Raw genomic sequence first — 14333 nt, forward strand, 5'->3', positions numbered from 1 at the left:
CCTTCTTCGTCGTCTGGCTTTTGAACTACCTCACTCGGCGGCCGAACGGCGCCGCGCCACCTCGGCGAGGGTGACCGCGGCGGCGACGCTCGCGTTCAGCGACTCCACGTCCGACACCATCGGGATACGCACGGTCAGGTCGCAGGTCTCCCCGACGAGCCGGGACAACCCGCGCCCCTCCGAGCCGACCACCACGACGACCGGCCCGACCGCGGCTTCCAGGTCGTACAGGTCGGTCTCGCCGTCCGCGTCCAGGCCCACCACCATGAACCCAGCGCTCTTGCACGCCTTCAGCGACCGGGTCAGGTTGGTCACCTGGGCGACCGGGACGCGCGCCGCCGCGCCGGCGCTGGTCCGCCAGGCGGTCGCGGTGATGCCGGCGGCCCGCCGTTCGGGTACGAAGACACCCTGCGCGCCGAACGCGGCGGCGGAACGGAGCACCGCGCCGAGGTTGCGTGGGTCGGTGACTCCGTCCAGCGCGACGAGCAGCGGCGCCGGCTGCTCCACAGCAGCGGCCAGCATGTCCTCAAACGGCTGGTACGCGAAGGGCGGCACCTGGAGGCCGACCCCCTGGTGCAGCACCCCGCCGGTCATCCGGTCCAGCTCGGCCCGGCTCACCTCGAGGATCGCGATGCCCCGGTCGGCGGCCGTCCGAACGATCTCGTTGATCCGGTCGTCGATGTCGATGCCCTGGGCGGTGTAGAGCGCGGTCGCCGGCACACCGGCACGCAGCGACTCCACCACCGGGTTGCGGCCCACCAGCAGCTCGGGCGCGTCCCGGGACGGGTTGGACTTGCGCCCGGGGGCGACCCGCGGGCCGGTCCGACCGGTCGGCTTGCCACCGCGGCCGGCCGCACCGCGACCGCCGCCGCCCGCCGGAACACCCCGGCCGCCACCCTTGCCCCAGGTGGTGTCCTTGCTGCCGGGCTGGCCGATCTTGGGAGCACGCCCCTCCTCGGCAGCGGCCCGACGCTCCTTCTCCTGCTTCCAAGCGGTGCGCTGGGGCAGCTTCTCAGTGCCCGAGTACGCCTTGTGCCAGGGCCGCTCGTCGGCCGGCAGGGTACGCCCCCGGCCGGCGAGGGCGTCCCGGTTCTTGCCGCCGGAGCCCTTCGGGGCGCCCGCCTTGGGCGTCACCCGCCGACCGCGACGCTGGGAGTTGCCAGCCATCAGATCTTCTGCTCTCCAATAGTCCAACGGGGGCCCTGGGGGGTGTCCTCGACCACCACACCGGCCTGCTTGAGCTGGTCACGTACGGCGTCCGCGGCGGCCCAGTCCTTACGGGCGCGGGCCTGCGCGCGCTGCTCCAGGGCCAGAGCCACGAGGGAATCCACCACATCACGCAGGTCGTCCGCCTGGCCGCCGGCGGTCCACGCCGGGTCGAGGGGGTCGATGCCGAGGATATCCAGCATTGCGCGGGTGGCGGCCAGCGCCGTGCGGACGGTCACATCGTCGCCGCCCGTCAACGCGGTGTTGCCGTCGCGAACGACCTCGTGCAACACGGCCAGCGCGGCGGAGGTGTTCAGGTCGTCGTCCATCGCCTCGACGAACGGGGCCGGCAACTCGCCGAGCAGACCGGGACCGACCCGCTCGGCAGCACGCTGCACGAACCCCTCGATCCGCCGGTACGCGGTGGCCGCCTCGCGGAGCGCCTCCTCGGAATAGTCGATCCGGGAGCGGTAGTGCGCCGCCGCGTAGTAGTAGCGCAGCTCCACCGGCCGTACGCCGAGCGACCGGACGTACGCCAGGTCGAGGGTGTTGCCGAGCGACTTGCCCATCTTCGCTCCGCCGATGCTGAGCAGGCCGTGGTGCACCCAGTAGCGGGCGAAGGGCAGGCCGGCGGACCTCGACTGGGCCAGCTCGTTCTCGTGGTGCGGGAAGGTCAGGTCGAGCCCGCCGCCGTGGATGTCGAACTCCGCCCCGAGATAGCGCCAGCACATCGCCGAGCACTCGATGTGCCAGCCGGGACGACCCCGGCCCCACGGCGACGGCCAGTACGCGTCCGCCGGCTCGTCGGGCTTGGCGCCCTTCCACAGGGCGAAGTCACGCGGGTCGCGCTTGCCCCGGTCGGGGGCGTCACCTGCCGACTGCATGTCGTCCGGCGACTGGTTGGACAGCGAACCGTACTCCGGCCAGGACATGACATCGAAGTAGACGTCGCCGGAGCCGTCGAGCGCCGGGTAGGCGTGGCCGTCGGCGATCAGCTTGCCGATCAGCTCGTGCATCTCCGGGATGTGCCCGGTCGCCCGCGGCTCGTACGTCGGCGGCAACACGTTGAGCTGCCGGTACGCGTCAGCCAGAATCTGCTCGTTGGCGTAGGCGATCGACCAGAACGGCCGCCCCTGCTCCTGCGCCTTGACCAGGATCTTGTCGTCGATGTCGGTCAGGTTGCGGACGAACGTGACCTGGTAGCCCTCGGCGGTCAGCCAACGGCGCAGGATGTCGTAGTTCACTCCGGAGCGAAGGTGACCGATGTGCGGCGGCGCCTGGAGGGTGAGACCACACAGGTAGACGGCCACCTTGCCGGCTTCGCGGGGAACGAACTCCCGGACCGATCGGGTGGCGGTGTCATACAAGCGCAGCGTCACCGTACAAGGGTAGCCGTCCGCGTATCTCCGGGTCGCCCGGTGGCTCGTCGTACGCTCGCTGTCATGGACACGGCGGCACGGCTCGGCGGCGGCGCAGCGGGCCAGGCCGCGCACCCGTCTGGAGCGGCATCGACGCGGGGCAACGACCCGGCCGGGCGGCCGGGCGGCCGGGCCGGACGCCAGCGCGACCCGGGCCCGGCGGCCACCACCCGCAGGGCCCCGACCGGTGACGAAACGGACGGCGGCGCCCCGCCGGCCACCGGCGCCCGCCGCACCGAACCCCCCGCCCCCGGCAGCCGAACCGCGAGCCCGCGCGACCCGGGCCCGGTCGCCGGCCGGGCGATGGCGGGCGAGACGACCGCGCGGGCCGGCGAGTCGGCGCAGACCCTGGACCGGGGTCTGCGCCTGCTGCACCTGGTGGCGGAGGCACCGAACGGGTTGACCGTGACCGAGGCCGCCAACCGGCTGGGCATCGGCCGGGCCGCGGTGTACCGGCTCGCCGGCCCGCTGACCGGGCACGGGATGCTGCGGCGCGACGAGGCCGGCCGGCTGCGGCTGGGCGCGGGGGTCCTGCACCTGGCCCGGCGGGCACAGCCGCTGCTGGCGGAGGGCGCGCTCCCCGCTCTGCGTCGGCTCGCCGAACAGGCCGGCGCCACCGCGCACCTGACCGTCGTCGAGGGCGGCGAGGGCGTGGCCCTCGCGGTGGTCGAGCCGAGCTGGACGTCGTTCCACGTCGCGTACCGGACGGGGGCGCGGCATCCACTGGACCGGGGCGCCGCCGGCCGGGCCATCCTCGCAGGCCGGGCGGGTTCCGCGGACCCGGTGAGCAGCAGCGGGGAGTTGCAGGCCGGGGCGTACGGGGTGGCCGCGCCGGTGCTCGGCGTGCCCGGTCTGGAGGCGAGCGTCGGCGTGGTCGCGCTCGCCCCGCTGGACGTCGAGGCGGTCGGCAGCCAGGTACGCACGGCCGCCGCCGCGATCGCCACGGCCCTCGGCTGAAGGCCGAGCCGCTCCGCCCCGCGGCGTTCGACTCGAGTTCGAGGAAGTCGGGGTGTCCGACTCGGGTCAACACCCCGACTTCATGGATCCCGAGTCGATCGAGTCGGGCAGCCCGGCAGTCCTAGTGAGTGGGTGCAGGTAGCACATGTGACGGGCCCTTGGGAGGTTGTCCACAGGGACCCCTTGGCCGGCCGGTCGCTGTTGTCCACAGGGGTGCCGATGGTCGGTGGACGGGCGGCACGCTCGTCGACATGCCACCTCAACCGCATCGACCCGACGCCCTCACCTGGCAGGTCTTTCGCGGCTCCACCGCGGTCCGACAGGGGTTGCTCACCGAGCATCAGCTCCGCAGCGGGGCCTGGATCCGGCTGCGGCACGACGTGTACGCCGACGCGCGGCTCGACCGCGACCACGCCCTCACCTGCCGGGCAGCGTTGCTGCGCCTGCCTCCCGGAGTCATGATCGCCGGCCCGTCGGCCGCCTACCTGCACGGCGTCGACCACGCCGCGACCTTCACCGACGAGGTTCACGTGCTGGTGCCACCGCAGATGCGGATCGGTGCCCAGCGGGGTCTCCGTCTGCACATCGGCGGCGCCGACCTGGCACCGGCCCCCGGGAGCGCGGCCTCGGGACGGAGACCCCGCGCACTCGACGCGATCGGGCGGCCCGGGCGGGCAGCCACGGCGACGCTCGACCGACAGACGTCGGACGCCGGCTCAGGCCTCCCCTCGGGCCGCCACCGCTCGGCCGGCACCAGGCCCTCCCCAGTCGTCCTGCCGCGTACCAGCTCCGCAGTCGTCCTGCCGCGTACCAGCTCCGCGCAGGCGGCCTGGGAGACCGCGGTCTGGCTTGAGCCCGTCCGCGCGGTGGGCATCGTCGACACACTGCTCGCCAACGGGCTCACCGACCAGGACGCGTTGGCCGCCATCGCCGACGCGAACGTCGGTCGGCCGGGTGCGCAACGTGCGCGATGGGTGTTCGGCCTGGCCGATCCGGCCGCCCAGTCGCCGCCCGAATCGCACCTACGCGTCCGGCTGGTGCTGGCCGGTCTGCCCCGGCCGGTGGCACAACATCCGGTACGCCTGCCCACCGGCCTGGTCCTCCACCCCGACCTCGCTTGGCCGCGGTTCCGGGTCGCGATCGAGTACGACGGCCACTGGCCCTCCGATCCGGACCGGCTGCACACCGACCGGAAGCGGCTCAACCAGTTGGTCGCCGCCGGCTGGCTCGTGCTCCACGTGACGAGCCGCCGTATGCAGAACGATTTCCCGAACGTGCTGCGCGAGGTCCGGGCCGCGCTGATCGCCCGGGGCTGGCGGCGCTGATCAGTCCCGTCCACCGACGCGGGCAACCAGCCTGCCTTCCACCCGCCACCCGGCACCCGCACCCGCACCCGCACCCGCACCCGGCAGGTTCGATGATCCGCCCAGCCCCCGTCGAGATCGACTCGTCTTCGAGAAAGTCGGGGTGTCCGCGCGAGCAGGACACCCCGGCTTCATGGAACTCGGGAATGATCAGCCGAGAATTCGCCGGCCATGTCGGCCAGAAGGCCCGGCAGCTCCGCCACGGTGGACACCTGCCCGTCCGGGAACACGTCGGCCGGGCAGGGCAGCCCCGAGCGGTTGAGCCACACCGCGCGCAGCCCAGCCCGTTGGGCGGCCACCACATCGTGCTCGAGTGAGTCCCCCACGTACAGCACCCGCGACGCCGAAACACCCGCTGCCTCGACCACCGCCGCGTAGAACTCGACTGCCGGTTTCTTGGGCAGTCCGTTCTCGTGCGCGTACAGCTCGAACGCGAATTCTCCGGCGAGGCCGCACCGCTCAGCGCGGCTGTTGCCGTTGGTGGCGAACCCCAGCGTCCACCGCTGACGCAGCACGGCCAACGCCGGCAGGACGTCCGGGAACGGCCGAGTAAGCGCGAATCGCCGGGCGAAGAATAGGGCCGCGATGTCATCGAGGTGCGCGTCGAGCCCAGCCCGCGACAGGGAACGCGCCAGCGCCGCCCGGCGGATCTCCGTGACCGGCGCAGCCATTGACTCGCCGAAGACCGCCGCCCAGTCCAACTCCAGGTCGGCCAGCGAAACGTCGACGGCCGCCGGGGTCAGCCGTCGCATCGCCTCGAGTACGGCCACAAGCCCGCCGGTCACCGCCGGACGAAGGTCGATCAGTGTTTCGTCGGCGTCGAAGACGATGGTGGTCAGCACGATCAAGAGGGTGACATCATCGACGGTCGTACGCGACCCCAGGTCCGCCCATCAGGCCGTCCCCCGGGACCGCCTGGCCCCTTCAGACGTGCCCCAGGGAGGAAGAGGTAGGCCCGGTCCAGTCCGCCCGGCACGACCCGTCGGAGGCGCCTAGGTCAACTCGTCTTCAAGGAAGTCGGGGTATCCGCGCAAGCAGGACACCCCGACTTCATGGAACTCGGGAATGATCAAGGGCCGGGCCGGGCCGGGCAAGGGCCGGGCCGGGCAAGGGCCGGGCCGGGCAAGGGCCGGGCCGGGCAAGGGCCGGGCCGGGCAAGGGCCGGGGCGGGGCGGGGGTCAGCGGTCGGCGGCGAGGAGCGGTTCGGGGAGCGCGTCGGTCGTCGTCGGCGTGCGGCGCAGCTCGTCGAGACGGACGAGCGCGACCCCGGCCACGATCAGCACACCGCCGAACAGTTGCACCACCGTTGGCAGTTCGCCGAGGACCAGCCAGGCGATGAGGACGGCGAACATGACCTCGGTCAGCCCGACGAACGACGACAGGCGAGGGCCGAGGATCCGCGCGCCGGCGATCCCCGTCAGGTACGCGACCACGGCGGCGACCAGGGAGAGACCGGCGATCGGCACGAGCCAGCTGGTCTGCCGGCCGGCGAAGCCGACCTCCTCGAAGACGGCGTGCAGCGGCAGCACTCCGACGAGCCCGAGGACGGCGAGTGCGGCGGCGCCGACGCCCATCCCGCCGCTGGCGAGCACCACCGAGGGGAGTTGGGGGTCGACCCGACCGGCGAGCACGTAGTAGCCGGCCAGGCCCACGGCGGCACCTAGCCCCCAGAGCACACCGAGCACGTCGAGCCCTGCGGCGCCGGTGAGGTCGAGCACGAAGACCAGCCCGGCCAGCGCCGCCACCGCGCCGGCGACGGTGAGCCGACGAGGGGGTTGCTTGTGGACCAGCCACGTCCAGGCCACGACCAGGATGATGCCCAGGTACTCCAGGAGCAGGGCGACGCCGACCGGCAGGTAGCGGACCGCGTTGAAGAAGCACACCTGGGCGAGTGCCACCCCGAGCAGCCCGAAGAGGCCGACCACACCGAGGTTGCGTCGCAGCACGGGCCACCGGCCGCGCAGCGAGAGCGCCGCGGGCAGGGCGAGCACCAGCGCGGCGATCCCGACCCGGGCGATCACGGCGGACGGGGCCGACCAGCCGGCCTCGATCAGTGACCGGGCGAAGGTGCCCGAGGTGGCGAACGTGACGGCGGAGAGCAGGGCGAGACCGAGGCCGGCCCCGGTGGCAGGTGACTTCTGCATCAGGCGCTCCTTGGCACGTCACGATGGTCATGGGCAAAATAGAGTTATGCCGATGACGCTAGGCGGCCAGCGCGACAGGAGTCAAGTTGCTTTTTGCCCATGACACCGAGTGCTCGTTGATCGCCGCCGCCGCCCTCGTCAATACCGCCGGCACCGGCGAGGGGCTACCCGACGTGGCCGCTCTGGACGACTTCTACGTCGCGCACGCGTACACCGGACGGCACGAGCACACCGAGGCCGAGCTGGCGTCGGTACGCGACCTCCGGCCCCGGCTCCGCCGGCTCTGGGACGCGGACGTCCACGAGGTCGTCACCATCGTCAACGGCCTGCTCCGGGAGCACGACGCTCTGCCGCAGCTCATCACGCACGACGACGAGCCGTACCACTTCCACGCCGTACCCCGGAACGCTCCGCTGGCGATCCGGATGGCGGTCGAGGCGGCCATGGCGGTCGCGGACCTGATCCGCAGCGGCGAGTTGAACCGGCTGCGGATCTGCGCCCACCCCGACTGCGACAACGTGGTCGTCGACCTCTCCCGCAACCGCTCGCGGCGGTTCTGCGAGGCGGGCTGCGGCAACCGGGCCGCCGTCACCGCGTACCGGGCCCGCAAGGCGGCCGCACGCGGCTGACCGGGCGCGCTCAGGCGGCTGACCCGGCTCTGTGAACTCCGGGGGCCGCGCCTCCACCCCGGACCGCGCCGCGCCGGCCCGCGGACGGACCGGCGGGCGGACCGGCGGGCGGACCGGCGGGCGGCGGCAGGGGCGATCAGGGGTGGGTCATCCGGAGCAGGTCGAGCGCCTCCTCGAGCTGGGTTTCGGTGAGCTTCCCCGAGTCCACGTGCCCACGGGAGAGCACCACCTCGCGGATCGAGATCTGCTTCGCGAGCGCCTCCTTGGCGATCGAGGCTGCCTCGTCGTACCCCAGATAGCGGTTGAGCGGGGTGACGATCGACGGCGAGCCCTCGGCGTAGGCCAGAGCGACCTCGGCGTCCGCGACCAGCCCGGCCACCAGGCGGTCGGCGAAGAGCCGGCTCGACGCGGCCAGCAACTTGATGGACTCCAGCAGGTTGCGGCCCATCACCGGCAGCATCACGTTCAACTCGAAGTCGCCCTGGCTACCGGCGAACGCCACGGCGGCGTCGTTGCCGATCACCTGCGCGCAGACCTGCCGCATCGCCTCGGCGACGACCGGGTTCACCTTGCCAGGCATGATCGACGAGCCGGGCTGGAGGTCGGGGATGCGCAGCTCGCGCAGTCCGGCGCGGGGCCCGGAGCCCATCCAGCGGATGTCGTTGGCGATCTTGTAGAGCCCTACCGCGATGGTGCGGAGCTGGCCGGACGTCTCGACCAGCGCGTCCCGGGCGCCCTGCGCCTCGAAGTGGTTACGCGCCTCGGTCAACGGCAGCCCGGTCGACTCGCGCAGCTTGCCGATCACCGCGGCGGCGAAGCCGAGCGGGGTGTTGATACCGGTGCCCACCGCGGTGCCGCCCAACGGCAGCTCGGCGAGCCGAGGCAGCACCGTCTCCAGCCGCTCGAGGCCGTAGCGGACCTGTGCCGCGTACCCGCCGAACTCCTGCCCCAGGGTGACCGGGGTGGCGTCCATCAGGTGCGTACGCCCCGCCTTCACCACGGTCTCGAACTCGGCCGACTTCTCCTCCAGCGCCTCGGCCAGGTGCCTGAGCGAGGGCATCAGGTCCTCCACCACGAACTGGGTGGCGGCCAGGTGGATCGAGGACGGGAAGACGTCGTTGCTGGACTGGGAGGCGTTCACATCGTCGTTCGGATGCACGTCACGGCCCAGCTCCCGGCCGGCCAGCGTGGCGATCACCTCGTTGGCGTTCATGTTGGACGACGTGCCGGAGCCGGTCTGGAACACGTCGATCGGGAACTGGTCGTCGTAGCCGCCGTCGGCGACGTGCGCCGCCGCCGCGGCGATCGCCGCCGCCACGTTCGCGTCGATCACCCCCAGCTCGCCGTTGATCTGCGCCGCCGCGCCCTTGATCTGCGCCAGGGCCTTGATCTGTGCCGGCTCGATCCCCCGGCCGGAGATGGGGAAGTTCTGCACGGCACGCTGCGTCTGCGCCCGCCAAAGCGCCTCAGCGGGCACCTCCACCTCGCCCATCGAGTCGCGTTCGATCCGGTAACCCGTCACGTCTGGATTCGTCACGCGTACCATCCTGCCGCGCCGGTGCGGCGGTGTGCAGATGATCGCGACGAGCGCCTCACTCCGGATCGGCCAGCAGCCGTTCCACCTCGAACCGCTCCGGTGCCCCGAACTCACTGAACAGCGCCTGCGCCCGGACCCAGTGAGCGCGGGCGGCGGCCGGGTCGGTGCCGACCAGGCAGCGGGCGATCCCGTCCAGCGCGCGGGCCTGCTCGTACCGGGCGTTGAGCCGGGTGGCGTCCGCCAGCACCCGCCGGTGCAGGTCCAACGCGCTGGCCGCATCACCCTGGTCCAGCAGGGCCCGGGCGAGCAGGTTCCGCGAGGCGCACTGCCCGCTGCGGTCACCGGCCTCCGTCATCGACAGCAACGCCTCCCGGTGCAGGCTCATCGCCGCTTCCGGGTGGCCGCTCATCCGTTCCAGCACACCTATCTCGTTGAGCAGTTCGCCGACGCCGTACCAGTTGCCGAGCCGACGCTTGATCGCGAGCGCGGCGCGCAGCCTCCGGAGGGCGGGCTCGCCATGCCCCATCCGGGCCCGGGCCATCGCGATGTGCCCCAGCGCGTTGGCGCTGTCGTAAAGGGTGCCGGCCGTACGCGCCAGCATCAGGTGCTGGCGGGACAGCGCCAACGCCTCGTCCAGCCGCCCCGCGCTCAACAGGACGGACGCCTGATTGTTGAAGACCGCCACGACCCCTGCCGCATGCCCCTCCCGCCGGACGATGTGCAGCGCCTCGGTCAGGTGTTGCAGCGCGGCCGGTACGTTGCCGAGGATCGCGTGGACGGCCGCCACGTTCTTGTGCGTACCGGCCCGTCCCAACGGGTCACCCAGCCGCTTGCGCAGGTCGAGGGCAAGCTCCATCGAGGCCAGCGCCTCCGCGTAGCGGGCCACCCGGTGGTATCCGGAGGCGAGGTAGTTGTGCATGGTGGCGATCGCGGCCTCGTCGCCGAGGCGCTCCGCAGCCCGCAGCCCGATCGTGTGCGCCTCGATCAACTCGTCCGGGTGGCCGGAGGCGTACCAGTAGCTCCACCCCGCGAAGGCGAGCTGCCAGCAGTAGTCGTACCGGCCCTCCGCCTCGGCTAGCCGGACCATGGCGGTCACGCTGGCCCGGTTCTCCTCGAGCCAACCCAGGTTCGGCGGTGTGCCGGTCTCCACGAGATCGGGCCGGAGCATCGGTGGCCGCCGAAAAGACGCCCGGCTCGCCGACCGCTCGACCTGGTTGGAAGCCAGCAGGACCAGGTGCAGGCAGACGTTGAACATCCGCTCCACCGCCGCCGAACGCTCGGTGGCGCGCGCCGGCTCGGCCATCAGCCGTCGCGCGTAGTCGCGTACCAGGTCGTGGAAGCGGAACAGGCCCGGCTCCGGCTCGTCGACCAGGTGTACGTCGACCAACTCGTCGAGGAGGTGCTGCGCCTCGCTCATCGGCACGTCGGCGAGCGCCGCGGCCATCACCGCGTCGAGCCGCGTTCCGGGGTGCAGCCCGAGCAGCCGGAACATCCGCTGGGCGGTCGGGGTGACCTGCGCGTACGACAGGGCGAAGGCCTGACCGACGGAGCGGTCGCCGGCCACCAGCTCGCTCAGCGCGTCCGGTCCGGCGGCGAGTCGAGCGGCCAGGTCGGCGATGCGCCAGCGGGGGCGGTGCGCGAGCCGTGCCCCGGCGAGCCGGATCGCCAGCGGCAGGCACCCGCACCGGCGGACCACCTCGGCGGCGGCCTCCGGTTCGGCGACCACCCGCTCGGCGCCCGCCACCCGGGCGAGCAACTCGATCCCCTCGTCGGGGTCGAGGACGGCGAGTGACGACGGCCGTCCCTCGTCCAGGCCGGTGAGGCGGCGCCGGCTCGTGATCAGCGTCAGGGTGCCCGGGCCGCTGGGCAGCAGCGGTGCCACCTGGGCCGCCGACGCCGCGTTGTCCAGCACCACCACCGCCCGCCGGTCGGCCAGCTCGCTGCGCCAGAGGGCGGCCCGCTCGTCGACGTCGGCCGGTATGCGATCCCCGGGCACGCCGAGCTGGCGCAGCAGCGCGGCGAGCGCCGCGACCGGAAGCAGCGGCTCCCGGTCGCTGTGCCCGTGCAGGTCGATGAAGAGCTGCGCGTCGGGGTAACGGTCGGCCAGCGCGGTGGCGAGGTGAACCGCCAGGGTCGTCTTACCGCTGCCGGCCATTCCGTCGATCAACTGAACCCGGGTGTGATCCTCCTCGATCTCCTTCACCAGCCGCGCCAGGGTCTCCTGGCGGCCGGTGAAATCGCTGATGGCCCGGGGCAGGACACGGACCGGAACGGTGCGGTGCTCCTGCGGCCGGGCCAGCGCCAGGTCGCCGGCGAGCACGCGTTGGTGCAGTTCCTGCAATGCGGCACCGGGCTCGATGCCCAACTCCTCGGCGTATAGCCGGCGGCCCTCGCGGTAGACGGCGAGCGCGTCCGCCTGCCGGCCGACCGCGGACAGGGCGAGCATGACCTGGCCGCGCAGCCGCTCGCGGAGCGGGTACCGGGCCATGGTCTCGGTCAAAACATCGAGGATCTCGGCCGGGTCACCGAGCCGCAGCTCGACGTCCACGCACTCTTCCAGCGCGGTGAGTCCCTGCTCGTCGAGAGCCTGCGCTCGCCGTCGTACGCTCCGGCTGGTGATTCCGCTCAGCGCCGGCCCGCGCCAGAGTGCGAGCGCGTTCCGGAAGTGGCGGCGTGCGTCGGCCGGCTGGTCGGCGGCAAGGGCGGCCCGGGCGGCCTCGACGCCCCGGGCGAACACGTCGGCGTCCACCTCGCCGGGCTCGGTGCTGATGGCGTAGCCGACCGGGTCGCTGAGGATGGCCGCCGGGGAGAGTCCGAGTTGGGCGAACCGGCGGCGGAGGCGGGACACGCAGGTCTGCACCTGGGCGCGGGCGGTGGCCGGTGGCCGCTCCTCCCAGATCGCGTCGACGAGTTCCTCCACCGGCACGATCCGATTGGGCCGCAGCAGCAGCATGGCGAGCACGGTCCGATCCCGCCCGGCGGTGACGGTGGCCTCGCCGGCACCGACCCGCAGGGGCCCCAGGATCCCGAACCGCATTCCCGCTCCCGTCCGAACCGGCGTAACGATCGCAGCGTAGCCCGCTGCTGACGGAAGGTCTCCGGCCGGTGATAGCGATGTGAGAGTGGATCGGCAGTGGACAGGCCCAATCTTGACGTGGGGTGCCTGCACCGACACCCGACGGGGGCGGTGCGCCCGCCCGGGACCCCTCGGGGGGCGGGCGCACCGACGTCAAAGATCCGTCTGACTTCAGGCACGGAAAAGGGGCGCCGGGCTCGTGCCCGGCACCCCTTTCACATCGGTACGGTTAGCGGCGGCCGATGGTGAGCACCGGCTTGGTGACCTCCGCGAAGAAGTCGTTGCCCTTGTCGTCGACCACGATGAAGGCCGGGAAGTCCTCCACCTCGATCTTCCAGACGGCCTCCATGCCCAGCTCCGGGTACTCGAGCACCTCGACGTGCTTGATGCAGTCCTGGGCGAGCCGGGCGGCCGGGCCACCGATCGAGCCGAGGTAGAAGCCGCCGTACTGCTGGCACGCGTTGGTCACCTGGGCCGACCTGTTGCCCTTGGCCAGCATGACCTGCGAGCCGCCGGCCGCCTGGAACTTCTCCACGTACGCGTCCATCCGGCCCGCCGTGGTCGGACCGAACGAGCCGGAGGCGTAGCCCTCGGGGGTCTTGGCCGGCCCGGCGTAGTAGACGGCGTGGTCGCGCAGGTACTGCGGCATCGGCTCGCCCGCGTCCAGCCGCTCGGCGATCTTGGCGTGCGCGATGTCGCGGGCCACCACCAGCGGACCGGTCAGCGAGAGCCGGGTCTTCACCGGGTACTTGGACAGCTCGGCCCGGATCTCGTCCATCGGCCGGTTCAGGTCCACCCGGACCACCTCGGAGGTGTCCAGCTGAGCGTCGGTGACGTCCGGCAGGTAGCGGGCGGGGTCCGTCTCGAGTCGTTCCAGCCACACGCCCGACGGGGTGATCTTCGCGACGGCCTGCCGGTCCGCGGAGCAGGAGACGGCGATGGCCACCGGGCAGGACGCGCCGTGCCGGGGCAGCCGGACGACCCGTACGTCGTGGCAGAAGTAGCGACCGCCGAACTGCGCGCCGATGCCGAAGTTGCGGGTCAGCTCCAGCACCTCGGCCTCCAGCTCCAGGTCCCGGAAGCCGTGCGCGGTCATCGAGCCGGAGGTGGGCAGGGCGTCCAGGTACTTGGCGCTGGCGTACTTGGCCGTCTTCAGCGCGTACTCGGCCGAGGTGCCGCCGATGACGATGGCCAGGTGGTACGGCGGGCAGGCGGAGGTGCCGATCAGCCGCAGCTTCTCCTCCAGGAACTGCATCATCCGCGTCGGGTTCAGCAGCGCCTTGGTCTCCTGGTAGAGGTACGACTTGTTGGCCGACCCGCCGCCCTTGGCCATGAAGAGGAACTTGTACGCGTCGGGATGCCCGTCCGGGTCCTCGGCGTAGATCTCCACCTGCGCCGGCAGGTTGCTGCCGGTGTTGCGCTCCTCCCACATGGTCAGCGGGGCGAGCTGCGAGTAGCGCAGGTTGAGCCGGGTGTACGCCTGCCAGACGCCCCGGGAGATCGCCTCGGCGTCGCTGCCGTCGGTCAGCACGTGCCGGCCGCGCTTGCCCATCACGATCGCGGTGCCGGTGTCCTGGCACATCGGCAGCACCCCGCCGGCGGCGATGTTGGCGTTGCGCAGCAGGTCGAGGGCGACGAACCGGTCGTTCGGCGAGGCGGCCGGGTCGTCGATGATCGACCGCAGCTGGGCCAGGTGCGCGGGGCGTAGGAAGTGCGCGATGTCGTGCATGGCCTCGGCGGTCAGCGCGGTGAGCGCTGCCGGCTCCACGGTGAGGAACCGGCGACCTCCCGGGCCGTGCACGACGTCGACGCCCTCGTCGGTGACCAGGCGGTATTCCGTCTGGTCGGGGCCGGTCGGCAGCAGGGGAGCGTACGAGAAGGCGGCGGCACTGCTCATGAGCGGAAAGCCTAGGGCAGACCGGTCGATCATTCCCACCCGCCGGGTCCCCCTGGGACGCCGCTCTCACCGGACCCGCGAGGTGGACGGATCGATCGCCTGGCA

10 protein-coding genes are annotated in these 14333 nt (G+C 72.4%); 3 read left to right on the forward strand and 7 right to left on the reverse strand.

Annotation, left to right across the window (positions count from 1 at the left end; translation table 11 throughout):
- Positions 1–30: 30 nt before the first annotated feature.
- Both rlmB and cysS read right to left on the reverse strand, forming a co-directional pair.
- Entirely contained in the window at positions 31–1167 is a 1137-nt protein-coding gene (rlmB, locus tag BXA10_RS02525) for a 23S rRNA (guanosine(2251)-2'-O)-methyltransferase RlmB (protein WP_076467015.1), read from the reverse strand.
- Positions 1167–2585, reverse strand: coding sequence for a cysteine--tRNA ligase (gene cysS / locus BXA10_RS02530; RefSeq protein WP_076467374.1), 1419 nt, complete (start codon positions 2583–2585; stop codon positions 1167–1169). Before cysS ends, rlmB begins: the two co-directional genes overlap by 1 nt.
- Positions 2586–2927: 342 nt before the next feature.
- Here cysS and BXA10_RS02535 point away from each other — a divergent pair, with 342 nt between their 5' ends.
- Positions 2928–3581 carry an IclR family transcriptional regulator gene (locus tag BXA10_RS02535; protein WP_076467376.1) on the forward strand — a complete coding sequence of 218 codons (654 nt, stop codon included), beginning with the start codon at positions 2928–2930 and terminating at the stop codon, positions 3579–3581.
- Between the two features lie 251 nt (positions 3582–3832).
- Entirely contained in the window at positions 3833–4906 is a 1074-nt protein-coding gene (locus BXA10_RS02540; RefSeq protein ID WP_076467017.1) for a hypothetical protein, read from the forward strand.
- Between the two features lie 170 nt (positions 4907–5076).
- On the opposite strand, the gene BXA10_RS02545 is transcribed toward BXA10_RS02540, so the two are convergent.
- Together BXA10_RS02545 and BXA10_RS02550 are read right to left on the reverse strand one after the other, a co-directional pair.
- Positions 5077–5787 (reverse strand): HAD family hydrolase, encoded by a 711-nt coding sequence (locus tag BXA10_RS02545; RefSeq protein WP_076467379.1) that lies wholly within the window; start codon positions 5785–5787, stop codon positions 5077–5079.
- A 336-nt stretch (positions 5788–6123) separates the two neighbouring features.
- Positions 6124–7089, reverse strand: a complete 966-nt coding sequence (locus BXA10_RS02550; RefSeq protein WP_076467019.1) for an EamA family transporter — start codon at positions 7087–7089, stop codon at positions 6124–6126.
- 86 nt (positions 7090–7175) lie between these two features.
- Here BXA10_RS02550 and BXA10_RS02555 point away from each other — a divergent pair, with 86 nt between their 5' ends.
- Positions 7176–7718, forward strand: a complete 543-nt coding sequence (locus BXA10_RS02555) for a CGNR zinc finger domain-containing protein (protein WP_076467021.1) — start codon at positions 7176–7178, stop codon at positions 7716–7718.
- Between the two features lie 136 nt (positions 7719–7854).
- Here the strand turns inward: BXA10_RS02555 and BXA10_RS02560 are convergent, their stop codons facing one another.
- The 3 genes from BXA10_RS02560 to BXA10_RS02570 form a co-directional block, all read right to left on the reverse strand.
- Positions 7855–9264: a class II fumarate hydratase gene (locus tag BXA10_RS02560; protein ID WP_175649083.1), complete on the reverse strand. Its 1410-nt coding sequence runs from the start codon at positions 9262–9264 to the stop codon at positions 7855–7857.
- A gap of 46 nt (positions 9265–9310) precedes the next feature.
- The gene (locus BXA10_RS02565) at positions 9311–12292 is read right to left on the reverse strand and encodes an AfsR/SARP family transcriptional regulator (protein WP_076467025.1); all 2982 of its coding nucleotides are present in this window, start codon (positions 12290–12292) and stop codon (positions 9311–9313) included.
- Between the two features lie 268 nt (positions 12293–12560).
- The gene (locus BXA10_RS02570) at positions 12561–14228 is read right to left on the reverse strand and encodes a fumarate hydratase (protein WP_076467027.1); all 1668 of its coding nucleotides are present in this window, start codon (positions 14226–14228) and stop codon (positions 12561–12563) included.
- Positions 14229–14333: the final 105 nt, after the last annotated feature.

This window comes from Micromonospora avicenniae (genome assembly GCF_900156065.1).
In the GTDB taxonomy this organism is placed as follows: domain Bacteria; phylum Actinomycetota; class Actinomycetes; order Mycobacteriales; family Micromonosporaceae; genus Micromonospora; species Micromonospora avicenniae.